The 24,809-nt window shown below is 65.3% G+C and carries 21 protein-coding genes and 2 tRNA genes; 3 read left to right on the top strand and 20 right to left on the bottom strand.

The features are described 5' to 3' along the window. Window positions 1-68: 68 nt before the first annotated feature. The 5 genes from ACNFH5_RS07555 to ACNFH5_RS07575 all read right to left on the bottom strand — a co-directional run bounded on the left by ACNFH5_RS07555 (window position 69) and on the right by ACNFH5_RS07575 (window position 4,086). Window positions 69-896, bottom strand: coding sequence for a DUF2797 domain-containing protein (locus ACNFH5_RS07555; RefSeq protein WP_416745027.1), 828 nt, complete (start codon window positions 894-896; stop codon window positions 69-71). Further along, window positions 896-1,156 (bottom strand): YeaC family protein, encoded by a 261-nt coding sequence (locus tag ACNFH5_RS07560; RefSeq protein ID WP_138525879.1) that lies wholly within the window; start codon window positions 1,154-1,156, stop codon window positions 896-898. Before ACNFH5_RS07560 ends, ACNFH5_RS07555 begins: the two co-directional genes overlap by 1 nt. Before the next feature lie 199 nt (window positions 1,157-1,355). After that, a complete protein-coding gene (locus tag ACNFH5_RS07565; protein ID WP_416745028.1) occupies window positions 1,356-2,222 on the bottom strand; it encodes a rhomboid family intramembrane serine protease in 867 nt (288 codons plus the stop codon). After that, complete coding sequence (locus ACNFH5_RS07570) at window positions 2,219-3,199, bottom strand: metallophosphoesterase (protein ID WP_416745029.1); 981 nt, start codon at window positions 3,197-3,199, stop codon at window positions 2,219-2,221. The genes ACNFH5_RS07565 and ACNFH5_RS07570 overlap by 4 nt, the downstream gene beginning before the upstream one ends. Beyond that, window positions 3,199-4,086: an NAD(+) kinase gene (locus ACNFH5_RS07575; protein WP_017519352.1), complete on the bottom strand. Its 888-nt coding sequence runs from the start codon at window positions 4,084-4,086 to the stop codon at window positions 3,199-3,201. The genes ACNFH5_RS07570 and ACNFH5_RS07575 overlap by 1 nt, the downstream gene beginning before the upstream one ends. Window positions 4,087-4,198: 112 nt before the next feature. Between ACNFH5_RS07575 and ACNFH5_RS07580 the strand changes: the two genes are divergently transcribed. Continuing rightward, entirely contained in the window at window positions 4,199-5,137 is a 939-nt protein-coding gene (locus ACNFH5_RS07580; RefSeq protein WP_416745030.1) for a DUF1853 family protein, read from the top strand. Here ACNFH5_RS07580 and ACNFH5_RS07585 read toward each other — a convergent pair. From ACNFH5_RS07585 to ACNFH5_RS07595, 3 genes are all read right to left on the bottom strand, one after another. Beyond that, the gene (locus tag ACNFH5_RS07585; protein ID WP_416745031.1) at window positions 5,125-6,069 is read right to left on the bottom strand and encodes a 1-aminocyclopropane-1-carboxylate deaminase/D-cysteine desulfhydrase; all 945 of its coding nucleotides are present in this window, start codon (window positions 6,067-6,069) and stop codon (window positions 5,125-5,127) included. The two genes, ACNFH5_RS07580 and ACNFH5_RS07585, sit on opposite strands and share 13 nt — an antisense overlap. Window positions 6,070-6,079: 10 nt before the next feature. Then, complete coding sequence (locus tag ACNFH5_RS07590; protein ID WP_416745032.1) at window positions 6,080-7,540, bottom strand: chromosome partitioning protein ParA; 1,461 nt, start codon at window positions 7,538-7,540, stop codon at window positions 6,080-6,082. A 287-nt stretch (window positions 7,541-7,827) separates the two neighbouring features. Then, on the bottom strand, window positions 7,828-9,861 hold the full coding sequence (locus tag ACNFH5_RS07595; RefSeq protein ID WP_416745033.1) for an FAD-dependent oxidoreductase: 2,034 nt from the start codon (window positions 9,859-9,861) through the stop codon (window positions 7,828-7,830). A 210-nt stretch (window positions 9,862-10,071) separates the two neighbouring features. Here ACNFH5_RS07595 and ACNFH5_RS07600 point away from each other — a divergent pair, with 210 nt between their 5' ends. After that, complete coding sequence (locus ACNFH5_RS07600; protein WP_416745034.1) at window positions 10,072-11,190, top strand: carbon-nitrogen hydrolase family protein; 1,119 nt, start codon at window positions 10,072-10,074, stop codon at window positions 11,188-11,190. After that, window positions 11,187-12,224, top strand: a complete 1,038-nt coding sequence (locus ACNFH5_RS07605; RefSeq protein WP_416745035.1) for an AraC family transcriptional regulator — start codon at window positions 11,187-11,189, stop codon at window positions 12,222-12,224. Before ACNFH5_RS07600 ends, ACNFH5_RS07605 begins: the two co-directional genes overlap by 4 nt. A gap of 252 nt (window positions 12,225-12,476) precedes the next feature. On the opposite strand, the gene ACNFH5_RS07610 is transcribed toward ACNFH5_RS07605, so the two are convergent. From ACNFH5_RS07610 to ACNFH5_RS07665, 12 genes are all read right to left on the bottom strand, one after another. Next, window positions 12,477-12,553: transfer RNA gene (locus ACNFH5_RS07610), tRNA-Asp, on the bottom strand. Window positions 12,554-12,569: 16 nt separating this feature from the next. Then, a tRNA-Val gene (locus tag ACNFH5_RS07615) sits at window positions 12,570-12,645 on the bottom strand. A gap of 263 nt (window positions 12,646-12,908) precedes the next feature. Continuing rightward, the gene (locus tag ACNFH5_RS07620; RefSeq protein ID WP_416745628.1) at window positions 12,909-13,667 is read right to left on the bottom strand and encodes an SDR family oxidoreductase; all 759 of its coding nucleotides are present in this window, start codon (window positions 13,665-13,667) and stop codon (window positions 12,909-12,911) included. 5 nt (window positions 13,668-13,672) lie between these two features. Further along, window positions 13,673-14,884, bottom strand: coding sequence for an O-succinylhomoserine sulfhydrylase (locus ACNFH5_RS07625; protein WP_416745036.1), 1,212 nt, complete (start codon window positions 14,882-14,884; stop codon window positions 13,673-13,675). 27 nt (window positions 14,885-14,911) lie between these two features. Beyond that, a complete protein-coding gene (gene purF / locus ACNFH5_RS07630) occupies window positions 14,912-16,417 on the bottom strand; it encodes an amidophosphoribosyltransferase (RefSeq protein WP_416745037.1) in 1,506 nt (501 codons plus the stop codon). A gap of 106 nt (window positions 16,418-16,523) precedes the next feature. Further along, on the bottom strand, window positions 16,524-17,066 hold the full coding sequence (locus ACNFH5_RS07635; RefSeq protein ID WP_416745038.1) for a CvpA family protein: 543 nt from the start codon (window positions 17,064-17,066) through the stop codon (window positions 16,524-16,526). A 104-nt stretch (window positions 17,067-17,170) separates the two neighbouring features. Next, window positions 17,171-17,839, bottom strand: a complete 669-nt coding sequence (locus ACNFH5_RS07640) for an SPOR domain-containing protein (protein ID WP_416745039.1) — start codon at window positions 17,837-17,839, stop codon at window positions 17,171-17,173. Window positions 17,840-17,863: 24 nt separating this feature from the next. Beyond that, complete coding sequence (gene folC / locus ACNFH5_RS07645) at window positions 17,864-19,144, bottom strand: bifunctional tetrahydrofolate synthase/dihydrofolate synthase (RefSeq protein WP_416745040.1); 1,281 nt, start codon at window positions 19,142-19,144, stop codon at window positions 17,864-17,866. After that, window positions 19,141-20,016, bottom strand: a complete 876-nt coding sequence (gene accD / locus ACNFH5_RS07650; protein ID WP_416745041.1) for an acetyl-CoA carboxylase, carboxyltransferase subunit beta — start codon at window positions 20,014-20,016, stop codon at window positions 19,141-19,143. The genes folC and accD overlap by 4 nt, the downstream gene beginning before the upstream one ends. Window positions 20,017-20,270: 254 nt before the next feature. Next, on the bottom strand, window positions 20,271-20,894 hold the full coding sequence (locus ACNFH5_RS07655; RefSeq protein WP_416745042.1) for a phosphoribosylanthranilate isomerase: 624 nt from the start codon (window positions 20,892-20,894) through the stop codon (window positions 20,271-20,273). Window positions 20,895-20,951: 57 nt separating this feature from the next. After that, entirely contained in the window at window positions 20,952-21,809 is an 858-nt protein-coding gene (gene truA, locus ACNFH5_RS07660) for a tRNA pseudouridine(38-40) synthase TruA (RefSeq protein WP_416745043.1), read from the bottom strand. Window positions 21,810-21,828: 19 nt separating this feature from the next. Next, window positions 21,829-24,720 carry a FimV/HubP family polar landmark protein gene (locus tag ACNFH5_RS07665; protein WP_416745044.1) on the bottom strand — a complete coding sequence of 964 codons (2,892 nt, stop codon included), beginning with the start codon at window positions 24,718-24,720 and terminating at the stop codon, window positions 21,829-21,831. Window positions 24,721-24,809 lie beyond the last annotated feature (89 nt).

Consider the following 24,809-nt stretch of genomic DNA (forward strand, 5'->3'; position numbering starts at 1 on the left):
GCGGGCGAGTCGGGAACGCATCTATCCCTAGATGCGTTCCTCGCGCCGAAAATTCAATGCAGGTCCGATCAGGCGCTGATGGCCAACTGGTACGCGGTGAACTTGCGCACGTTGATCACGCCGGTATCGAAGATCAGGTACTGACCCTTGATACCCTGCAGGGTACCCTCGACCACCGGCGTCTTGTCCAGATCGAAACTGGTGATCTTGGCCAGGTAGGCCTCCACCGGATAGCTGATCTCGATGGGCGCCATGTCGATCACCGGCTGGATCGCCTGCAGGCCGAAGCGCTGCTGCAGGGCGACGATGCCCTCGGCGCAGGCGTCGAAGATCTGCTCGCGGATGGCCACCAGGTCCAGCGGCTCGGCTTCGCCCTTGAGCAGGGCGCGCCAGTTGGTGCGGTCGGTGACCTGGCTGCGCAGCAGGTCCTCGACGAAGCCCGACTGCTGGCGGGTTGCCACGCGCATGATCGGCAGCGCCTGGCGCGCGCCCTGGTCGATCCAGCGGGTCGGCACCTGGGTGGCGCGGGTGATGCCCACCTTGGCTCCCGAGGAGTTGGCCAGGTAGACCACATGATCGGTCATGCAGAAGCGCTCGCCCCACTCCGGCTCGCGGCAGGAACCGTCCTCGAAGTGGCACTTCTCCGGGCTCATGATACAGCTGTCGCATTGCGCCAGCTTGGTGAAGCACGGGTAGCAGTAACCCTGGGCGAAGCTCTTCTTGGTCTTGCGCCCGCAGTGGCTGCAGAAGATTTCGCCCAGGTATTCCAGGCGCACGGTCTTGCCAATCAGCGGGTTCACCGGAATCTGCGCATCGCCCAGGCGGAAGGCATACTGCACGGGGCTTTCCAGGCGCGCCGACATCTTGTCCAGGGCGCCGCGTCCGATCTCTTGCATCAGTGCAGGGAGTTGGAGGAGAAGATCATGTTCGGGATCGGCTCGGCGTGGGAAGCGCATTCCTGCGGGCCCATGTAGCCGGTACGCTGGTCCTCGGGCAGGTTGTCCATCTCCCAGGCAATCATGGCCTGCAGCGACAGCTCCTTCTGTTCCTGGGACAGCTTGCGGCCGTCTGGCCATTTGCCGATTTCCACGGCCAGCTTGAGGCTCTCGTAGATTTCGGGGGTGATGTTCTCGATCATTTCGGCGAAGGACGACATGGGCCGGCTCCTGCAGGGGAAAAACGAAGCCGGCATTCTACCGGCCCGATGGCTTTGACGCACGAACAGAGGTCAGGCGGTCGGTGATTGCTCTTGTGGTCATTGCTCTTGTGTAGGAGCGAGCTTGCTCGCGAACAGGCCCCTGGGATGCTCCGGAGCTAGACGGTTCGCGAGCGAGCTCGCTCCTACATAGCCAGAGTCAGGCCGCGCGGCGCCGTGCCAGCAGCCCACCGATCAGGCCACTCAGGCACCCCGCCACCAGCCCACCCACATGTGCGCCGTTGGCGATAGAGCCGAAACCGAGCAGATCAATCACCCCCGACAGGCACACCAGCAGCCAGATCAGCATCATCGCCACCACGCCCTTGGGCAGGTGGTAGGCCGGCGTTGGCGCCATGCGCTGGAAGATCCAGCAGTGGCCGAGCAGACCATAGAGCACACCGGACAACCCGCCGAACAGGCTTGGCCCGCTCACAGCGTACTGCACCAGGTTCGACACCAGGCCAAAGCCCAGGCTCAACCCCAGCAGCAACCATGGGCCCTGGCGATACTCGATGCGCCGGCCCAGCTCCCAGTACCACATGGCATTCATCGCCAGGTGCAGCCAGCCGAAGTGGATCAGCATGGGCGTGAACAGACGCCACCACTGGCCCTGCGCCAGCGAGTCGGACAGCGGATAGAACAGCGCGCGGTCCTCGCCGACCATCTGGAAATTCTGGAAGGTGAACCAGCGCAGCGTCTCCGGCGAAGTCCCCAGCAGGGTGATGGCCGCCACCACAAAGGTCACCAACAGCACCACCGCAGTCATCCGGCTCATCCGCAGTTGCTGGACAAAACCCGGCCCGCGGCGCTGAGGTTCGGCCTGCACGGTGAACTCCGGGTCGCCCTGCGGATAGCGCTGGTAAAGGCTGCGAACCTGCTCGGCCAGTTGAGAGTTGGGCACCCAGAGCACCTGTTCACCGGCCTCTTCGCTGACCCGAAACGGCACATTCAGCCGTCGCAGCAGGCCAACGAACTCACCCAGATCGACTGCCGCCGGCAACCGCATTGCTTCAATGGCACTCACTCATCGCCCTCCGCACGCTTCACATCCACCCAAACGAACTTGTTGCGGTCCAGCCGCGTTTCCTCGTCCAGCCGGTAAGCCGAGAGCTTGCCGTACATCACCGCGCTGTAGTCCAGGCAGGCAAGGTTCGGGCGGATAGGTGCCGGGGTGCCACGCCGCCAGTAGTGGCCGACGAACAACAGTGGCTCGTCGGCGCCGTAGGTCAGCAGGCGAGATTTCTGGTCTTCGCTCAGGCGCTCGCTGGCCACTTCGTCGGGCAACGCGTCGGGCTGGAACACGATGTCGCCGTAGGTCTCCGGCGCGCGGTCCTCTGCCCAGAACTTGGTGCGGAAGAAGGCGCGGGTAAAGCCGTCGCTGCCGGTCAGGGTCAGGCCGTTGGGCAGGCGCATATCCGTGCCACGCAGCAGGCGGTCGCAGGCCTGCTGGGCGAAGCTGCCCGGCTCGGCGGTGGCCATGAGGAAGGTTTCGTCGATGCGTCCGTCCGGGAACTGCTGGCGCAGCGCCTCGATCACGTCGTGATCCCAGCAGGCGTGGACCATGCGGAAGCGCCCGGCATCGAGGAACAGCGGCATCTCCTGGAACCAGCCGAGAAAGTCGCGCCAGTCCGCCGGGTGGCCTTCGAACTGCTCCAGCGTCTCGCGGATCAGCCGGGCATGGCGCGGCGTGTGCTCGCGCACGTACTGGCGGCCACTGCCGGGCGCCGCGGGGGTGGACCAGCCCAGGGCGTTGAACTCGTGGTTGCCCATGATGCACAGCGCCTCGCCAGCGGCGACCATGTCGTGCACCCGATGCAGCGCCTCGCGGATCCGCGGGCCACGGTCGATGATGTCGCCGAGGAACAGCGCCTGGCGCCGTGCATGTCGCCACACGCCACCCTGCGATCGATAACCGAGGCGCTCCAGCAGGTGGTCGAGGGTGTGCGCGCAGCCGTGGATATCGCCGATCAGGTCATAGCCGCGTGCGGGGTCGAGTTCCATCACTCGCTGCTCCCGAGGCGGCTGCCCCAGCCCAGCTTGGTCCGGCAGACCTCGTAGTAGTTGTGGTCGATGGGGTGGATCAGGCGCAGCTTCTGCGGCTTCTTGCTCACCGTGACGGTGTCGCCCGGCGCACAGGTGAAGTGGTTCTGGCCGTCACAGGAAACCTGCGGGTAGATCTGCATGTTGGGCGAGACGACGATCTTCAGCTCACTGTTGCCGTCCACCACAATGGGCCGACTGGAGAGCATGTGCGGGTACATCGGCACCACCACGATGGCATCCAGCTTGGGATGCATGATCGGCCCGCCGGCGGAGAGCGCGTAGGCGGTCGAGCCGGTCGGCGTGGCGACGATCAGGCCGTCGGCCTTCTGGCTGCAGACGAACTGACCGTCGATATACAGCTCGAACTCGATCATCCGCGTGGACTTGCCGGGGTGCAGCACCACGTCGTTCAGCGCATCACCCTGGCCGATGGATTCGCCATGGCGGCGCACCAGGGCGTCGAGCAGGAAGCGGCTCTCGACGATGTACTGGCCGCCGAGCACTTCGGCGACCTTGGTCTCCAGCTCGTCGGGGCGGATATCGGTGAGGAAGCCCAGGCTGCCGCGGTTGATCCCCAGTACCGGCACCTTGTGCCGCGCCAGGGCACGCGCGGCGCCGAGCATGCTGCCGTCGCCGCCAACCACGATCACCAGGTCGCAGATCTCGCCCATGATCTTTCGCGAGCAGGTCTGCAGGCCGTGGCCCGGCAGCACCTCGGCAATGGTGTCCTCGAGGATCACGTGCAGGTGGCGCTCGGTGAGGAATTTCTTCAGCCGACGGATGGTTTCCAGAACCTGGGTGCTGCCCAGGCGGCCGATAATGCCGATATTGCGAAAGGGTTCCATGGGACTCCGGACGGCTTTGCGGTGCTCGAATATCGGAATTATGGGCGAAAGGCGGAAGCAGCGGCAAACCGCAGCGTGGCCGGAACGAGTCTGTAGCGGCTAGGCTTGGGGCATGACCGACTCCACCGCCCTGCTCGACGAGCTGCTGATCGACCTGCGCCAGCCGCAGGTCCGCGACCTCGCCTGGACGCTGCTCTCCCCGCCCCTGCTGCAGCCTGGCAGCCCCGCCCTGCGCCACCCGCTGCATGCCAGTCGCTGGTACTCACGGCCCGCACTGCTGGCCGACTGGCTGCGCGACCAGGAACGGTCGCCGGACGAACTGGTGGCGCAGCTGGAATCCGCGCCGCACCAGCGTCTGGGGCGCTACTACGAGCACCTCTGGCAATACGCTCTGGAGCGTGCCCCTGACCTGCGCCTGCTGGCGGCGAACCTGCCGGTGCGCGACAACGGCCAGACCCTCGGCGAACTGGACCTGCTGCTGGAAGACGATGACGGATTGCACCACCTGGAGCTGGCCATCAAGCTCTACCTCGGCCCCAGTGACGACGGCCCCGACTCCTGGCTCGGTCCGGGCGCCGAAGACCATCTGCTGCGCAAGATCGAGCACTTCTACCAGCACCAGTTGCCGCTCTCCTCCACCGCCGAAGGGCTGGCCGTAGTCCGCGAGCACAGCGATGCCGCGCCCTCCGCCAGCCTCTGGCTGGGCGGCTACCTGTTCTACTCCTGGCCCACGCCCTGCCCGCCGCCCGCCGGCGCCAGCGACAACCACCAACGCGGCCGCTGGCTGCACCGACACGCCTGGCCGGCCTACCAGGCACAGCATCCGCATGGCTGGCAGGCGCTGTCGCGCAAGGGCTGGCTATCCCCAGCCGCCGAGGATGAATGCTGGAGTACGGAGCGCTTCGCCACTTGGCTGGCGGAATTGCCGGAAGACGGCTTCCCGCAGATGCTGGTGCGCATGGAGTTCCGCCAGGGGCGTTGGCGGGAACAGGAGCGCCTGTTCCTGGTGGGTGACCGCTGGCCGCGGGTGCACAGCGGCTATTCCCGCTGAGCGGCCAGCGCCTTCAGTTTCTCGGCCAGAGCCCGGCGCCCCTGCAGGCCCCCGGTGTGGATCGCAACAATACGAGTGCGCCGCGCGATACGTCCGGCGGCGATCTCCTCACGTAGCGCCAGCAGCAACTTGCCGGTATACAACGGCTCCAGCGGCACGCCGCATTCAGCTTCGGCCGCGAGAATGAAGCGTGCCAGCGTCGGGTCGATCCGCGCGAAGCCGCCACGGCTGGCGTCGATCAGGCGGTATCCGCTATCGCTCACACCCGCCTCGCCCAGCAACTCGCGCACCTGTGTTTCGACGCCATGTCCCGGCGGCACCGCCATGGCACCAATCACCGGATGCGCACCGTCCTCGCCGAGCACCAGACCGGCCAGGGTCGTGCCGGTGCCGCAAGCCACCCAGAGCTGCTGATACTCCTCCCAGCCAAGGGCGTCGAGCTGTTGGCGAACCAGCTCGACCAGTAGCGAGCAGCCTTGCGCGCCAGGGAGTCCGCCGCCGCCCTCGCCGACCGCCAGCAACTGGGGATAGCGCTGGCGCCACGGCGCCCAGAAATCCGCATCGTGACGCCGACGATAGCCGCCGTAGCCGAGCCAGTGGAGCCGCATGCCGAGCTGGCGCAGATCAGCCACCGTGGGATTGTCCTGCTCGTCCCCGCGCAACAATCCGACGGTCTCGAAGCCGAACCGCGCGCCGGCCGCCGCTACCGCATGCAGATGATTGGAATGGGCGCCACCCAAGGTCATCACACCGCCCAAACCGAGGTCGGCGGCCTGCTGGAGGTAGGGCGCAAGCTTGAACCACTTGTTGCCGGAGACCAGCGAATCCACCAGGTCCAGGCGCAACAACGCCAGCTCGACGCCGGCGCGGTCGAGCCAATGCAGGTGGACGCGTTGCAGGGGAGCTTCGGGGCGCCAGTCGGGAAACCGCAAGGCGCCCCGGTCAGCCTGTGGTGACGCTGCGCAGTCGGCCGGCGGTCTTGTGTCGGGAGCAGCAGTTGCTGTCGCCTTCGACAAAGCGGCCGGGGGTTTCCACGCGATCGATGGGCATGGCGCAGCGCTCGCCGTTGGACAGTCGTCCTTCACAGGCGGGTTGCTGGTAATGGGCGAGCCAGCTGCGGTACTGGTCTTCGGCAACGAAGCACTTGGCCGCAGCATAAGCCATGGGGTTTTCCTGGTAACGGGCGACATCCTGCAGCGACAGGGTCAGATGACCGGCGCCGGGATGGTACACCACGAAGATCACCCCCAGGCCAGCCAGACGCTCCAGCACCGAGCCATCGGCCGCCTTGGTCGACAGCGCATCCAGATCCAGGCGCAGCCCCTCGGCACCCTGCTGAAGTTGCGCGGCGACTTCGCGCAACTGAGTGGTTTCCTCGCGCAGTTGCTCAGCTTCCTTGCGCAGTTGCTGATTCTCCAGCTGCAGTTGCTGATCCAGCTCGTTGCGATAACCCAGCTCGACATCGCGGACGGAAATCTGCTCCTTGTAGCGAGCCTCCAGGCTGGCCATACGGGTGCGTGACTCTTCCTCGATCTGTTGGCGCAACTGCTCCAGCTCGTCGCGGCCGCTCTGTTCGATATGGCGCAGTTGCGCGGTCAGTTCCTCGCGCCCGCGCTGGAAGCCATTGGCCTGACCATCCAGTTCACGGCGCAGGCCGGCATTGATTTCTTCCTCGCGCTTGATGCCTTCGCGCAGCGCGGCCAGTTCGGCCTGCAGCACCTTGACCTGCTCCTGCGCACCGAGCTTCAGGCGGCTGAGCTCCTGCTCGTGCTGCTGGCTGACCTGCGACAGGCGGGCCTCATGCTGACCGAGCAACTCAGCAGTCTTCTGCTGGTGCTCCTCGAGCATCGCGCGGGCCAGCTTCTCGGCCTCTTCGCGGGACTCTTCAGCGGGCGCATACCACTGGTGCTCGTCAGCCATCTGCAGGCGCGCCAGCTCCACGGCGGCCGGTTCTTCCTCCACCAGCACGCCAAGGTTGTTGCGCTTGATCGATTCCCGCAGTTGCACCAGATGGTTCTGGCTGGCGTCCAGAGTCGGGTCCCACAAATGCATCTGATGCCAGGACACCGGGCACTGGCTGCGGCAAGCGAGGCGAATGGGACCGGCGCCCATATCAGGCCCGCGGCCGGCGCGATCGGCCAGGTTGCGCAGTGGCAGGTTCCAGCCGCGGTCAGCCTCGCCCTTCTCGTCGAAGTCCAGGTAGAAGAACACCACCGCCTTGACCAGCAGGCGCGGGTTGATCAGCACATAGGCGAGCTGCATCTGCTGATCGGCGTATTCCGGCATCTGCACGACGTTGTCGAGCAGCGCCTCGAATTCGGGGTAGAGCATTTCCCTGCAGACGCCACGGTCATTGAAGAAGACCACGGCTTCCACCATTTGAGGCTTCTTCTGCATGCTCATCGATTGACCTCTGGGCTCGTGCGGGAGGAAGTCTGGAAAAAGGGTCTGTCAGAATTGCAGCACCCAGATGGCGGGAAAATCCCGACATCCGAGCAAGTCTAGGGGAATTAATGTCGCAGGCAATGTGACTCGGTTGGCACCCGCCCCGGCGGTCAGGCCGGGCGGTTAACTGGCTGGATAATTCTGTGACGCGGTTGGATTTTCGAAAGGATATCCGAGCCCGGAAGGGAACTTTTCCGGGCCCGGTTTTGAGACCTGAATCTCAGCCGGCTCAGGTCTCAAGCACTTCAGATCTCGGCAGCGAGGCGCGAGCCCTGGTTGATGGCGCGCTTGGCGTCCAGCTCGGCAGCCACGTCGGCGCCACCGATCAGGTGCACACTCTGGCCGGCAGCGACCAGGCCGTCATGCAGCTCGCGCAGCGGGTCCTGGCCGGCGCAGACGACCACGGTATCCACCGGCAGCACCTGCGGCTCGCCGCCGGCGATGCTGATGTGCAGGCCGTCGTTGTCGACCTTGAGGTATTCGACGCTGTTGAGCATCTGAACCTGCTTGTTCTTCAGGCCGGTGCGGTGGATCCAGCCGGTGGTCTTGCCCAGGCCGTCGCCGACCTTGGACTTCTTGCGCTGCAGCAGGAATACCTGGCGCGCCGCAGCGTGCGGATGAGCCTGGATGCCAGCGATGCCACCACGGGCTTCCAGGTTCTCGTCGATGCCCCACTCCTGCCAGAAGGCATGGCGGTCCAGGCTGGTGGATTCGCCGGCATGGGTGATGTATTCGGAAACGTCGAAGCCAATGCCGCCGGCGCCGATCACGGCGGCAGACTTGCCGACCGGCTTGCGCTCGAGGATGGCGTCCAGGTAGCTGATCACCTTGGCGTTCTCGATACCCGGGATCGCTGGAGTGCGCGGCACGATGCCGGTAGCCAGGATGATCTCGTCGAAGCCGCCCTTGACCAGGTCATCGACACTGACGCGGGTATTCAGGCGCAGGTCGACGCCGGTGGTTTCCACCTTGCGCTTGAAGTAGCGCAGGGTCTCGTAGAACTCTTCCTTGCCCGGCACGCGCTTGGCAACGTTGAACTGCCCACCGATCTCGCTGGCGGCGTCGAACAGCGTCACTTCATGGCCACGCTCGGCCGCCACGGTGGCAGCGGACAGCCCGGCGGGGCCGGCGCCAACCACGGCGATTTTCTTCACGTGGGTGGTCGGGATGTAATTCAGCTCAGTCTCATGGCAGGCGCGCGGGTTCACCAGGCAGCTGGTCAGCTTGCCGCCGAAGGTGTGGTCCAGGCAGGCCTGGTTGCAGCCGATGCAGGTGTTGATCTCGTCCGCGCGGCCTTCGGCAGCCTTGTTGACGAAGTCCGGGTCGGCAAGGAACGGACGGGCCATGGAGACCATATCGGCGTCGCCTTCGGCCAGCACCTGCTCGGCCACTTCCGGAGTATTGATGCGGTTGGTGGTGACCAGCGGTATGCCGATCTCGCCACGCAGCTTCGCGGTGACCTTGGTGAAGGCCGCGCGCGGCACCTTGGTGGCGATGGTCGGGATACGCGCCTCGTGCCAGCCGATGCCGGTATTGATGATGGTGGCGCCGGCCTTTTCGATGGCCTTGGCCAGCAGGACGATCTCGTCCCAGGTGCTGCCGCCTTCCACCAGGTCGAGCATCGACAGGCGATAGATGATGATGAAGTTCGGGCCCACGGCCTCGCGTACGCGGCGGACAATTTCCACCGGCAGGCGCATGCGGTTCTCGTAGCTGCCACCCCAGCGATCGGTGCGGTGGTTGGTGTGGGCGGCGAGGAACTGGTTGATGAAGTAGCCTTCCGAACCCATGATCTCGACGCCGTCGTAGCCGGCCACCTGGGCCAGGCTCGAGCAATTGACGAAATCGGCGATCTGCTTCTCGATACCCTCTTCATCCAGTTCGCGTGGCTTGAACGGGTTGATCGGCGCCTGGATGGCGCTGGGCGCGACGGACTTGGGGCTGTAGGCGTAACGGCCGGCGTGGAGAATCTGCATGCAGATCTTGCCGCCCGCCTCGTGCACCGCCTGGGTGACGATCTTGTGCTTCTCGGCTTCTTCGGCGGTGCTCAGCTTGGCCGCGCCGGAATAAACGCCACCCTCCTCGTTCGGGCCGATGCCGCCGGTGACCATCAGGCCGACGCCGCCACGGGCGCGCTCGGCAAAGTACGCCGCCATGCGCTCGAAGCCCTGGGGCTTCTCTTCCAGGCCGGTGTGCATGGAGCCCATCAGGGTGCGGTTGCGCAGGGTGGTGAAACCCAGGTCCAGCGGCGCAAGCAGGTGGGGATAAGTGGCGGTCATGATTCCTCCGGCATTCACGGTGATGCCGCGCCCTCAGCCTGCGGAACGGCAAGGCATGGAGCACGGTCGGTATGGGGCAGACTCTAAGGAGCGCACACCGGTCGCTCAATGATCGAAAATGACAAGTTACTGACCAAAGATGACACCCCGTCTTGGCAACGCCCGGCCCAACCCCTACCCTGTGGTGCATCCCATGAGTACCCGTCTTTTATGCGCAAGCTGATCTTTCTCGTCCTGGTGATTCTCTTCGCCGGTTATGCCGGCTGGGCGGAGCGTCGCCCGGTGGGCCATTACCTGTCCGACCTGCGTAGCCAGGTGGCGCTCAACCAGGGCCAGCCGTCCGAGCGCGGCAACCTGCTGGGTGTACAGCCGGAGCTGTTCACCCAGGACTACCAGAGCGTCGAGCGCCTGCACCTGAAGTTCCATGCTTACCTGGCCAAAGCTCGCGACGAAGGGCTGATCAACCCGCGCACCGTGGTGGTCTTTCCCGAGCACGTCGGCACCTGGCTGGTGGCCGCCGGCGAGAAGCCCGAGGTCTACCAGACCGAGCACATGGCCGAGGCCATGGAGTGGATGGCCGCCAGCAACCCGCTGAAACTGGCGCGCGGCTGGCTCGGCGCCAAGGGCGAGGACCGCATGGCCGACGCCCTGTTCCGCATGAAGGCGGTGGACATGGCCCACGACTACCAGACGCTGTTCGGCGGACTGGCAAAGGAATTTGGCGTGACCATCGTCGCCGGCTCCATCGTGCTGCCCAATCCGCGCATCGTCGAAGGCCAGATTCGCACCGGCAACGGCCGCCTCTACAACGTCAGCCAGGTCTTCGGCAGCGACGGCCTGCCGCTGGGCAAGCCGCAGCGCAAGCTGTTCCCCATCGACGACGAGAAAGGCTTCACCCGCGGCGGCGATGCCGACGACCTGCAGGTGCTGCAGACCCCGGCCGGACGTCTGGGCGTGCTGGTCTGCGCCGACAGTTGGTACCCAGCGAGCTACAGCGCGCTGGCCGCGAACAAGCCCGACATCATTGCCGTGCCGGCTTTCCTCACCGGCAACGGCAACTGGAGCAAGCCGTGGAAGGGCTACAACGGCAGCGCGACGCCCAACGACGTGACCCTCAAACCCGGTGAACTCACGGAAGGCGAAGCCTGGGAGCGCCTGGCCCTGGCCGGCCGCCTCGGCGAAAGCGGCGCCCATGCTGGCATCACTGTGTTCCTCCGTGGCCATCTCTGGGATCTGGGCAGCGATGGCCGCAGCCTGGTCGTCAGCGGTAGCAACCATACCCTGGCGCCCGAAGGACCCGGCGCACACCTGATCAACCTCTGGCTATGACCCGCCCGAGCATGCGCCTCGGCGACCTTTCGGTGGGCTTCGTCCACAGTCTCGCCGACGCCCTGGCAGAAAGCGGCGTCGCTCCCCAACCCCTGCTCCAGCAATACGGTCTGGACGCGGCGCGCCTGGGCGAGCCCGGCGCACGGTTGTCGATTCCCCGCTACATGCGTTTGGGCCACGCGGCCATCCAGCAGAGCGGCGACCCAGCCCTGGGCCTGCGCATGGGTCAGTTGAGCCGACCGAGCCAGAGTGGCCTGGCCGGCGTCACGGCAGCCCAGGCACCCAACCTGCGCGCCGCCGCCCGCGCGCTGATTCGCTTCGAACCGCTCTATGCGCAGAACTATCGCGGCCAGAGCAGCTTCATCGAGGACGCCAGCGGCGCCTGGCTGCGCTTCTACTCCATCAGCCCGTACAACACCTACAACCGCTTCGTGGTGGATTCGGTGCTGGCTGGCTGGGTGAGCATGCTCGGCAGCATCGGCGCGCAGCCGCTGCGCCCGGAGAAGATCGAGATCGAGTATCCGGCGCCGGCCTGGGCATCGCGCTTCGAAGAAATGCTGGGTTGCCCGGTGGAGTTCGGTGCTGCGCACAACCAGTTGCGCCTGGACCAGTCGACCCTGGCACGCGGCAACCCGGACCACTGCCCGAGCACCTGGCGGCAACTGCTTGATATCTGCGAGAAGGAACTGGAGCAGTTGACCCGCACCCGCAGCCTGCGCGAGCGCGTCGCCCAGCTGCTGGGCCCGATGCTCAACGGTCGCGAACCGGACCTGGAGGAAGTGGCCGCACGGCTCAAGCTGCCAACCTGGACGTTACGTCGCAAGTTGGCCGAGGAAGGCACGCAGTTCCGCAGCATCCTCAACGACACCCGCCGCGACCTGGCGATGATCTACATCCGCGACACCGACCTGGCCTTCGGCGAAATCGCCTACCTGCTTGGTTTCGCCTCGGCGGAAGCCTTCCAGCGCGCCTTCAAGCGCTGGAGCGGGCAGACACCGGGGGAATTCCGCCGCGCCCAGCGCCACAGCGCCTGATCACATCTCCGTGGCGTCGTCGGCCGGCTCCGGCAGATCCTGTTCCACGGCATGCAGCTCCAGCAGTTCTTCCTGATAGTCATCCATTGGCTTTTCTCCTGACCGTTCGATCCGGTTTTAGCAAAGACCACGGGAAAAAAGCTAGACGGCAAAGGTGAACGACCTGTGACAGCGTCTTTCAGAGCGACGACAGGATTTTTCGGACGGAAACGAAAAAGCCCTCAGGTATTGCTACCTGAGGGCTTTCGAATATGGCGCAGCGGACGGGACTCGAACCCGCGACCCCCGGCGTGACAGGCCGGTATTCTAACCGACTGAACTACCGCTGCGCGTAACTTGCGAGAGTGGTGGGTGATGACGGGATCGAACCGCCGACCCTCTGCTTGTAAGGCAGATGCTCTCCCAGCTGAGCTAATCACCCTTCGTCTCGAAGTGGGGCGCATTCTACAGCCGGCAGAACCTAAGTCAATGCCCTGATTGAACTTTTTTTCATTTTCCGCAAAAAAAGTTCGGTGTGCGGTTAGCGACCTCGGCGCGGCTCAAGGTTCGCGAGCAAGCTCGCTCCTACAGGGTCAGCCTATGCCCGCTCTTGTAGGAGCGAGCTTGCTCGCGAACAGCCCAAGTGCAGAACCCCAAAAAGAAAAGGGCGACCCTCGGGCCGCCCTCCTCTGCCACACCCGACTCTCAGTCGAGGTAGATCATCTTGCGCGTCATGCCGCCATCGATCACCAGCTCCTGCCCGGTGACGAAGCCGGTACTCTCACCAACCAGCCAGGCCACCGCTGAAGCGACGTCCTCCACCGTGCCGACGCGGCCGACCAGATGCTGGTCATGGTCCAGTTCGGTCAGCGGTTCGGCCTCGCGCTCGCGCAGGTCGCGGGCGTCGATCCAGCCAGGGGAAATCGCATTGACGCGAATATCCGGACCCAGGCTGCTGGCCAGGGCGTGGGTCAGCGACAGCAGCCCGCCCTTGCTCGCCGCGTAGGCTTCGGAGTTCGGCTCGGACTGATGCGCCCGGGTGGAGGCGATGTTGACGATGGCACCGCCGTGCGCGCGCAGGTACGGCGCACAGTGCTTGGCCAGCAGCATCGGACCGGTGAGGTTCACCGCCAGGGTGCGGTTCCACTCGTTCAGGCCAAGGCCTTCCAGCGCGGTGTTGTGCGGCCGGGCGATGGCGGCATTGCTCACCAACGCATCCAGGCGGCCGAACTGACCGATCAGCTCGGCCACAGCCGCAGCGACCTGCCCTTCGCTAGCCACGTCCACCGCGATGAAGCTGGCACGCTCGCCCAACGCCGCCGCCACCTTCGGGCCGCGCTCACGATCGATGTCCGCCAGCACCACCTGCCAGCCCTCGGCCACCAGCCAGGCAGCGACACCCAGGCCGATGCCATGTGCTGCACCGGTGACCAGCACTACCCGGCCGTTGCCCAGGGCGTCCATCACGCTCACAGTGCCGCCAGGCCCCGCGCCAGGTCGGCCTTGATGTCGTCGACATCTTCCAGGCCCACGGCGACACGGATCAGGTTGTCACGGATACCGGCGTTCTCGCGCTCGGCCGGCGACAGTCGACCGTGGGAGGTAGTGGCCGGATGGGCGATGGTGGTCTTGGTGTCACCCAGGTTGGTGGTGATGGAGATCATCCGGGTGGCGTCGATGCAGCGCCACGCCGCGTCCTTTCCGCCCTTCACCTCGAAGCTCACCACCGCGCCGAAGCCCTTCTGCTGACGCTTGGCCAGCTCGTGCTGCGGGTGGCTGGCAAGGCCCGCGTAGTACACGCGCTCCACACCCGGCTGCTGCTCCAGCCACTGCGCGACCTGCTGGGCCGAGGCGCTGTGGGCCTGCATGCGCACGCGCAGGGTTTCCAGGCCTTTGATGAAGATCCAGGCGTTGAACGGGCTGAGCGTCGGGCCGGCGGTACGCAGGAAGCCGACAACGGGCTCCATCTGCGCGCGGCGACCGGCAACCACGCCCCCCATGGTACGGCCCTGGCCGTCGATGTACTTGGTCGCGGAGTGGATCACCACGTCAGCGCCGAGCTTCAGCGGCTGCTGCAGCGCGGGGGTGCAGAAGCAGTTATCCACCGCCAGCAGCGCACCCTTGGCATGGGCGATCTCCGCCAGTGCGGCGATATCGACCAGCTCGGCCAGCGGATTGGACGGCGATTCGACGAAGAACAGCTTGGTGTTCGGCTTGCAGGCCGCTTCCCAGGCTTTCAGGTCACTCAGCGGTGGGTAGTCCACCTCGATGCCGAAGCGCTTGAAGTACTTCTCGAACAGGCTGATGGTCGAGCCGAATACGCTGCGCGAGACCAGTACGTGGTCACCGGCGCTGCACAGGCTCATTACCAGGGAGAGGATCGCCGACATGCCAGTGGACGTGGCCACTGCCTGCTCGGCGCCTTCCAGCGCGGCGATGCGCTCCTCGAAAGTGCGCACCGTGGGGTTGGTGTAGCGCGAGTAGACGTTGCCCGGCACTTCACCGGCGAAGCGCGCGGCTGCGTCGGCGGCACTGCGGAACACATAGCTGGAGGTGGTGAACAGGCCCTCGCCGTGTTCGCCCTCCGGGGTGCGGCGTTGCCCGGCGCGTACCGCGAGGGTGTCGAAACCGACGCCCTCCAGGTCGCTGTCCAGCCGGCCGGCTTCCCAATCCTGAGCCATGCCCTGCTCTCCCTATTCGTTTCTAAATCAGTCGTTGTAGAGATCGATGATGGCGCTGACGGCGGCGCCCTTGGTCTTGGTCGCGTCGTTGCGCGCCTGCTCGATCTTGTTCAGATAGGCTTCATCGACGTCGCCGGTGACGTATTCACCGTTGAACACGGCGCAGTCGAAGTGTTCGATCTTGATCTTGCCGCCCTCGGTGGATTCGATCAGGTCCTGCAGGTCCTGATACACCAGCCAGTCGGCACCGATCAGCTCGCCGACTTCCTCGGTGCTGCGGTTGTGCGCGATAAGCTCATGGGCGCTCGGCATGTCGATGCCGTAGACGTTGGGGTAGCGCACCGCCGGGGCGGCGGAGCAGAAGTAGACGTTCTTCGCGCCGGCCTCGCGGGCCATCTGGATGATCTGCTTGCAGGTGGTGCCGCGAACGATGGAGTCGTCCACCAGCATCACGTTCTTGCCGCGGAATTCCAGCTCGATGGCGTTGAGCTTCTGGCGTACCGATTTCTTGCGCGCGGCCTGGCCGGGCATGATGAAGGTACGACCAATGTAGCGGTTCTTCACGAAACCTTCGCGGAATTTAACGCCCAGGCGGTTGGCCAGTTCCAGGGCCGCGGTACGGCTGGTGTCCGGGATCGGGATAACCACGTCGATGTCGTGGTCCGGACGCTCGCGCAGGATCTTGTCAGCCAGCTTCTCGCCCATGCGCAGACGCGCCTTGTAGACCGAGATGCCGTCGATGATGGAGTCCGGACGGGCGAGGTAGACGTGCTCGAAGATGCACGGAGAGTACTGCGGATTGGCCGCGCACTGACGGGTGTAGAGCTTGCCGTCTTCGGTGATGTACACCGCTTCGCCCGGAGCCAGGTCGCGGATCAGGGTGAAGCCGAGGACGTCCAGGGCAACGCTTTCCGAAGCGATCATGTACTCCACGCCGTTCTCGGTGTGACGCTGACCGAAGACGATCGGGCGGATCGCATGGGGATCGCGGAAGCCGACGATACCGTAGCCGGTGATCATCGCCACCACCGCGTAGCCGCCCACGCAACGGGCATGCACGCCGGCCACGGCGGCGAACACGTCTTCCTCGGTGGGCTGCAGCTTGTTGCGCACTGCCAGCTCATGGGCGAACACGTTGAGCAGCACTTCCGAGTCGGAATTGGTGTTCACGTGGCGCAGGTCGGATTCGTAGATTTCCTTGGCCAGTTGCTCGACGTTGGTCAGGTTGCCGTTGTGCGCCAGGGTGATGCCGTACGGCGAGTTGACGTAGAACGGCTGCGCCTCGGCGGAGCTGGAGCTGCCCGCAGTCGGGTAGCGCACGTGACCGATGCCGATCTTGCCGACCAGGCGCTGCATGTGGCGCTGCTGGAAGACGTCACGGACCAGGCCGTTGTCCTTGCGCAGGTACAGACGGTCGTCCTGACAGGTGACAATCCCCGCAGCGTCCTGGCCACGATGCTGGAGAACGGTGAGCGCGTCATAGAGCGCCTGATTGACGTTCGACTTGCCCACGATACCGACGATGCCACACATGCGACGCAACCCCTAGTTGGTGTTCAGGCTAAAACAATTCCATATTCGGCAGTATCCACCGGACCTGCCGTTGCGGCGACGGCTTCCCGTCGCCTGTGCCTGCCCGTCACTGGGCCGGCAGCAAAGACCCCACTCCGGATGGCGGAGTGATGGTCACGCCGGACATCCAATGCCCGGCAAAAGTCAGGATGAAATTCTTCGACCAGTCAGCAACCATCAGGAAATGCGGCATCAGCACCGATTGCTGCCACCACGGGTCCTGTTGCACCGGAGCCAGGCTCAGCAGGCCGACCAGCAAAACCACCAGCAGCACGCCACGGGCGCCGCCGAACACCATACCCAGCACACGGTCGGTGCCGGACATGCCGGTCACTCGGACCAACTCGCTGATGAGGAAATTGACGAGTGCGCCCAGCAGCAGCGTGACGACGAAAAGAAGAGCGCAAGCGGCGATGACACGCCCCGAGGGCAGCTGAATGTAGGGTGCGAGATGCTCGGCCAGGGCGCCGCCGAACATCCAGGCGACCGCACCGGCTACGATCCAGGTGACCAGCGACAGGGCTTCCTTGACGAAACCACGGCTCAAGCTGATCAGGCTGGAAATGACGATGATGCCGATCATCGTCCAATCGACCCAGGTAAATGCCACGTTGCGGCCCAGAAACGGAAAGGCCCCGCATTTTAGCAGAGGCCTTCGATTTAGAAGAGCCCCAGTTTGACATGGGGCCGATTGAGAGAAGCTAACGAACGAACTCAGCCGCGCTCAGGCTGGAATCGCACCACGAAACCATTGAGCTTTTGTTGCTTGCCGAGCTGGTCACGCAGGCGATCCGCTTCCGCGCGCTCGACCACCGGGCCGACGAACACCCGATTCATGCCGTCGAAACTGCGCACATAAGCGTTGTAGCCCTGGCTGCGCAGGGACTTCTGCAGTTCATCAGCGCGGGCACGGTTGGACAGGCTGGCCAACTGCACCGACCAGCTCACCGGCAGGTTGTTGCTGTCCAGGCGCTGGGCCGGCTGTTGCGCCGGCGCGGCCGGAGCGGCACTGGCCTGGGCAGGCTGCTGAGCGGGCGCAGCAGGCTTGGGCGCAGCTGGCTGCGGGGCCGGAGCCTTGGGCTGAGCGGGCTGGGACTGCTGGGCTGGCAAGCTGGCGATCGGCGCGGAAGGCGCCTGCGCAGCCGCCGTCTCGGCAGGCGGCGCACCATTGTCGACATCCTCGGCCTGCGGCTCGGGGACTTCGGTGGGTTGCACTTCGACGGTGGGCATGGCCGGCGGCTTGGGCATCACCGGCGCCTCGACCACCACCTGGCGTACATCATCCTCGCGGGAGAACAGCATCGGCAGGAAGATCACCGCCAGCGCCAGCAGCACCAGCGCTCCGACTACCCGCTGCTTGAGCCCCTTATCGAGCAACGCCATGCAACAACTCCCCTTAGGTCTACCTTATTGAGCAGCCTTGGCGAGCCACTCCAGGGCATCCGCCACGCTGTAGAACGATCCGAACACCAGAATCTCGTCCTCGGTGCTCGCTGCATCGCATTGCGCTACCAACGCCGCGGCGATATCGCCATGGCAACTGACCTGCGCCCCGCGAGCCTGCAATGCCGCCTCCAGCTCTCCAGCGGGACGGCTGCGGCCGGTGGGCAGTGGCGCGACGGCCCAATCCTGCACCAAGCCGAGCACGGGTTCCAGTACGCCGTCGAGATCCTTGTCCGCCAGCAAACCGAACACTGCATGGCGCACACCCTTGGGTGGCGCCGCACGCAGGCGACTGGCCAGGTATTGCGATGCGTGTGGATTATGCCCGACGTCGAGCAGCAAGTGGCGCTCTTCGCCGTGCCATTGCACGGTGCGGCGATCCAGGCGCCCGGTAACACGGGTGCGCAGCAGCGCAGCGATCAACTGCTCAGGCTGCCACGGCAGGTCCAACAAGGCGTAGACCTGCAAAGCCAGCGCAGCGTTCTCCATCGGCAGATCGAGCAGCGGCAGGCTGTGCAGGCTCAGCGCCTCGCCCGTGGCGGAACGGCCGCGCCAGTGCCAATCGCCCTCGCCCATCGCCAGATCGAAATCGCGACCGCGCAGCACCAGCGGTGAACCGAGCTTGCGCGCCTGCTCCATGATCGGCGCCGGCGGCTCCAGATCACCACACACGGCAGGCTTTGTGGCGCGGAAGATACCGGCCTTCTCGAAGGCCACGCTTTCGCGGGTATCCCCCAGCCAGTCGGCGTGATCGATGCCGATGCTGGTGACCACAGCGACGTCGGAGTCGATCAGGTTGACCGCATCCAGGCGGCCGCCCAGTCCAACCTCCAGCACCACGGCATCAAGGTTGGCGCGCTCGAACAGCCAGAAGGCCGCGAGAGTGCCCATCTCGAAGTACGTCAGGGAGATTTCGCCACGGGCCGCCTCGACGGCGGCGAAGGCTTCGCAGAGCGCCTCATCGCTGGCCTCGACGCCATCGATGAGCACGCGCTCGTTGTAGCGCAGCAGGTGCGGCGAGCTGTAGACACCGACGCGCTGCCCCTGCTCACCGAGCATGGCAGCGAGGAAGGCGCAGGTGGAACCCTTGCCGTTGGTGCCGGTGACGGTCACCACGCGGGGCGCGGGGCGCCCCAGGCCAAGCCGGCCAGCTACTTCACGGGAGCGATCCAGCCCCATGTCGATTGCCGTGGGGTGGAGTTGTTCGAGATAGCTGAGCCAGTCGGCAAGGGTACGTTGGGTCATCCTGCGAGCGCGGTACTTGGAGTGTGGGTGAATTTGGCCAGCAGGCTGGCGAGCCGCTGACGCATTTCTGCACGGTGGACGATCATGTCGATGGCGCCGTGCTCGAGCAGGAACTCGCTGCGCTGGAAGCCTTCCGGCAGCTTCTCGCGCACGGTCTGCTCGATCACCCGTGGGCCGGCGAAGCCGATCAGGGCGCGTGGCTCACCGACGATCACATCGCCAAGCATCGCCAGGCTCGCGGACACACCGCCGTAGACCGGGTCGGTCAACACGGAGATGAACGGGATACCTTCTTCACGCAGGCGAGCCAGCGCGGCGGAGGTCTTGGCCATCTGCATCAGGGAGATCAGCGCTTCCTGCATGCGTGCGCCACCCGAGGCGGAGAAGCAGATCATCGGGCAACGGTTTTCAAGGGCGTAGTTGGCCGCGCGCACGAAGCGCTCGCCAACGATGGAACCCATGGAGCCGCCCATGAAGGAGAACTCGAAGGCACTGACCACGACCGGCATGCCCATCAGCTTGCCGCTCATAGCGATCAGCGCGTCCTTCTCGCCGGTGTCTTTCTGCGCGGCGGTCAGGCGATCCTTGTACTTCTTGCTGTCACGGAACTTCAGGCGGTCCACCGGCTCCAGCTCGGCACCCAGCTCCTCGCGGCCTTCTTCATCAAGGAAGATATCGATACGCGCGCGGGCGCCGATACGCATGTGGTGATCGCACTTGGGGCAGACGTCGAGGGTCTTTTCCAGCTCCGGGCGGTACAGCACCGCCTCGCAGGACGGGCACTTGTGCCACAGGCCTTCCGGTACCGAGCTCTTCTTCGCCTCGGAACGCATGATGGAAGGGATCAGCTTGTCTACCAGCCAGTTGCTCATGCTCTCGTCTCCAGTGCAGGGGCTCAGCGCGGTGGGCTGCGCAGGCTCCTGAGCAAATTCATCGTCGCGGTTCCGACCTCAAGGATGGAACCCCTCGCAAACAAAGGCGCCGCCTGGGGCGTCACCACGGATACAGCACTCGATGCGGGGCGTCGGTGGGCAGGTCTTCCTGCTGCGACTCCCAGCGCTACCCGCAGGCAGCGACTGGGTAGTGGACGGCGGCAGGCCGCTCGTCGTCACATGAAGATTCCGCGTCACGCCACCGAACGACATTGCGCGATGAAATCGCGGATCTTCTGCGCATCCTTGATGCCCTTGCTCGCCTCCACTCCGCCGCTCACATCCACGGCGTACGGACGCACCTGGGCGATTGCATCGGCCACGTTGCCGACCGTGAGCCCGCCAGCCAGGATCAGCGGACGCTGCACATCCTTCGGCACCAGGGACCAGTCGAAGGCCAGCCCGGTTCCACCGGGAACGCCTTCAACGTAGGTATCCAGGAGGAACCCACTGGCCTGCGGATACTTCGCGATCTGCGCCGCCACATCATCACCAGGCTTCACCCGCAGGGCCTTCATATAGCGCTTGTGCCAGCCGGAGCAGGCCTCGGGCGTCTCGTCGCCATGGAACTGCAGGATGTCCAGCGGCACCGCATCGAGAATTTCGCCCAGCTCGCAGCGACTGGCATCAACGAACAGCCCAACAGTGCTGACGAACGGCGGCAGCGCGGCAACGATGGCCCGCGCCTGCTGGATACTCACCGCGCGCGGGCTCTTGGCGTAGAACACCAGACCAATGGCGTCGGCACCCGCCTCGGCGGCGGCCAGGGCATCCTCGACTCGGGTAATACCGCAGATTTTGATGCGAACGGCTGACAAGATGCAGCAACCTTCAGGCAAGTGATCGATCGATGGTAGCAAATGACCCCGGCATCGTCAGCCGACGATATCCGGCAAACTTGAAAGGAAATGTGGCCCCAGGTAGCGCTCGGGCAAGACGAATTCCTCGGGGTATTCCACGCTCACCAGGTACAGCCCGTACGGATGCGCGGTAATGCCGCTGGCACGCCGATCGCGCGCAGCCAGCGCTTCGGCCGCCCATTCCACCGGGCGTTCACCGGCGCCGATGGTCATCAGCATCCCGGCAAAGTTGCGCACCATGTGGTGCAGGAACGCGTTGGCACGGACATCCAGCACAATAAAGCGCCCGTGCTCGATCACCTCCAGGTGATGCACCGTTTTCACCGCCGACTTGGCCTGGCACTGCACCGCGCGAAACGAAGTGAAGTCGTGGGTACCGACCAGCGCGCGGGCCGCTTCACGCATGCGCGAGACATCCAGCGGGCGGTGGTTCCAGGTGACCTCTTCGGCCATATGCGCCGGGCGTATCTGGTCGTTGTAGATCACGTAGCGATAGCGTCGCGCCATGGCGGTGAAGCGCGCATGGAAATGCGCCGGCATCACCTTGGCCCAGGTCACGCTGATGTCACCGGGCAGGTTGGCATTGGTGCCCATGACCCAGGCGATGAGCGAACGCTCGGCGGTGGTGTCGAAATGCACCACCTGCCCGCTTGCGTGCACCAGCGCATCAGTGCGACCCGCACACATCAGCGAAACCGGGTGATCAGCCACCCGGGACAGAGCTTTTTCCAGCGCGCCCTGCACGGTCGGCACACCATCTTCCTGGCGCTGCCAACCGCGATAACGCGAACCTTTGAATTCGACGCCCAGGGCAATCCTGGAAACGCCAACGGCGGCCGATTCGGCCGCCGCTGAGGGTACTGCTTCAATCATCTATCTGGAGCCTTCCGGCTCAGGCGATACGCCCGAGCAATTCGCGCGCTTCCTGCTGCTGGTTGTCGTTACCCTCGGTGAGTACTTCATCGAGGATGTCGCGGGCGCCTTCAGTGTCACCCATGTCAATGTAGGCACGCGCCAGGTCGAGTTTGGTGGCCGCTTCGTCAGCGCCGGAGAGGAAGTCGAAATCGTCTTCGTCGTCGGCACTCTCGCCCGGCAGGTCCAGATCGCTTGCAGCGAAGCTTTCTTCTGCCAGCGACTCGACCGGAGCCTGCGGCTCGTCGTTCTGCGCGGAGAGACGGTCCAGCTCGGCGCTGACCTCATCCAACTGGGCAGCGAAGCTGTCGTCGGCCTTGGCCGGTGCCGGCTCGTCATCCGCCAGGGACAGGTCGAAGTCGTCCGGCAGGTCGTCGGCCTGCGGCGCCTTGCTCTCGATATCCAGGCTGAACTCCTCGGGGCTCACGCCGGACAGCGATGCGGTGTCGTCGTCCAGGCCCAGCAGGAAATCATCTTCCGCCGATGCCAGGGTGGAGGGGCCGTCCTTCTCCAGGTCCTTGTCCAGATCCAGGGAGAAGTCGCTCAGGTCGTCGACCAGCGACGGAGCCTCAGCCTTGGCGGCAGGCGCTTCCGGCAGGTCCAGGTCGAAGGCGAAATCGTCCTCGACCTTGGTGCTCGGCGCTGCAGCCGGCGAGCCACCCAGGGTCAGGTCATCATCCAGGTCGACGCTGCCGAAGGACAGCTCATCGTCCTGCGCGGCGGCCGGAGCGGCAGGCTTGTCGTCGCCCAGCTCCAGATCGTCCAGCGCCAGGTCGAAAGCATCGTCCAGGTCGCCATGGGGCTGCACGGCAGGTTCGACTGCGGCGGCCGGGCTATTGGCAGACGGGCTATCGATGGCGAAATCGTCCAGGCTGAACCCGTCGAGATCGTCGTCGGAAGTCGCTGCGGCCGCGGCCAGACCGCCACCCACAGCCGCCAGGACGACCATGCCCGGGTAGCGGGATTTCAGTTGTTCTACCTGCGGCTCGGCGCCGCCGATCTCACGCAGCTCGTTTTCCTGACGGGCAAAGCCTTCACGGTCACCGATCTCGGCGTAGACCTCCATCAGTTTCAGACGCAGATCGGTGCGCTGCGGCTCGTCGTAGATGGCGCCCTGCAACAGCTCGGCAGCCTGATTGAAGCGACCATAGGCGATGTAGATGTCTGCCTCGCCCAGCGCATCACTGGTTTGAGCAGCAACGCGCTCCGGAGCAGCCTGTGCCGGGGCGGCAACTTCGGCCGCCTGCGGTACGTCCAGGGTGTCCAGCTCGCTGCCGGCAAGGGTCAGGTCGTCATCGAGATGCGGCTCGTCATCAACGGCATAGGCAGCGAGGCTTTCCTGCTCCTTGGCGGCGCGACGGCGGGAAATGATCATCAGCAGGACCAGCAGCGCCAGCAGTGCACTGCCGGCGATGGCGCCCAGCCAGATCGGGTTGGCCAGGACCTCATCGAGGAAGCTGGCCTCGGACTGCACGGCCGGCGCTGCCACCGGCGCCGGAGCGGGCTCGGGTTTCTTCGCCTCAGCCACAGGGGCCGGCGCGACAGGAGCAGGAGCGGGTTGCGGTTGCGCCTCGGCGGCAGGAGCCGGCGGAGTGCCTGCATCGCCAGCGGGAGCCGGCGCGACCGGCTGCTCTGCGGCAGGCGCAGGCGGCGTCACGGGCTGGGCGGCCGAATCGGTGCCAGGCACCGACACGGCGGCACCATTGGCCGCGGCGCCCTTGTCGCTGCCCAGTTCGCTCTGCAGCTTCGCCAGTTGCGCATCCTTGAGTGCGATGAGCTTCTGCAGCTTGTCCATCTGGCTCTGCAGGTCGGTCATGCGGCCGGTCAGCTCGTCGTTCTCGCGACGGGTGCTGTCGAGGCTTTCCTTGGTGACGGCCAGCTTGTCAGCGACGGCCTGGCCGTCCTTGCTGCCCTTGTCACCGCCCTTGGCCTTGCCGTTCTCGCCGGAGAGCAGACGCAGGCTGTCCTTGGTTTCAGCCTGGGCCGGAGCATTACCGGCGTTGGCGCGCGGCGTGGCATCCAGTTGACGTGCGCCACCGGCAGGCAGGCTGCGGCCTTCGCGCCAGGCAGTGTATTGCTGTTTGACTTCGGCTTCAGCAGTCGGCTGGGTGCGCGCCTTGATCTGCTCGGCATCGGGCAGACGCAGCACCTGGCCACTCTTCAGACGGTTGATGTTGCCGCCGAGGAAAGCATCCGGATTGAGGTCCTGGATCGCCAGCATGGTCTGCTGGACGGAAACGCTGCCATCCGGGCGCGCACGGGCGGCGATTTCCCAGAGGGTGTCATTCTTGCCGGTGCGGTACTCGTTGCCGTCGATGCGGCGCGAACTCGGAGCGGCTGCAGCCGGGGCGGGGCTGCGGGCAGGCGCCGGAGCAGCAACCGGGCGCGGCGCGGCAGTGGCGGATGGACGCACCACCGGCGCGGGGACGGCCATCGGCGCGCGCGGCACGGCGGCGGCGGTCTGCGGGGAATACAGTGGCGGGTCGAGCAGCACGGTGTACTCGCGCAGCAGCCGGCCGTTGGGCCACATCACTTCCACAAGGAAGTTCAGGTAGGGTTCCTGCACCGGCCGGTCGGAGGTGACGCGAATGACGCTCTTGCCGTTGGGCTTGACGATAGGCGTGAACTTGAGCCCGGTCAGGAAGTACTGACGGTCGACGCCCGCCTTGTTGAAGTCTTCCGGCGATGCCAGCTTCGGGATTACCTCGGCCGCGGACAGATCGCGAACTTCGACCAGGTCGATCTCGGCATCCAGCGGCTGGTTCAGCGCCGAACGCAGGTGGATATCCCCCAACCCCAGCGCATGTGCCATGCCCGAGGTCAGTGCCGAAGCAGCTGCGATTGCCTGCACCAGTTTGCGAAGCCGGACCATATAGTAATCCCTTGTTTTAATAGCTTTTTTCTGGATTAGAACAACGTCTATCGGGCGCCGCTGCCCACTACACCCTCCGTTTTCACGGC

Source organism: Pseudomonas sp. NY15435 (assembly GCF_048068295.1).
Classification (GTDB): domain Bacteria; phylum Pseudomonadota; class Gammaproteobacteria; order Pseudomonadales; family Pseudomonadaceae; genus Pseudomonas.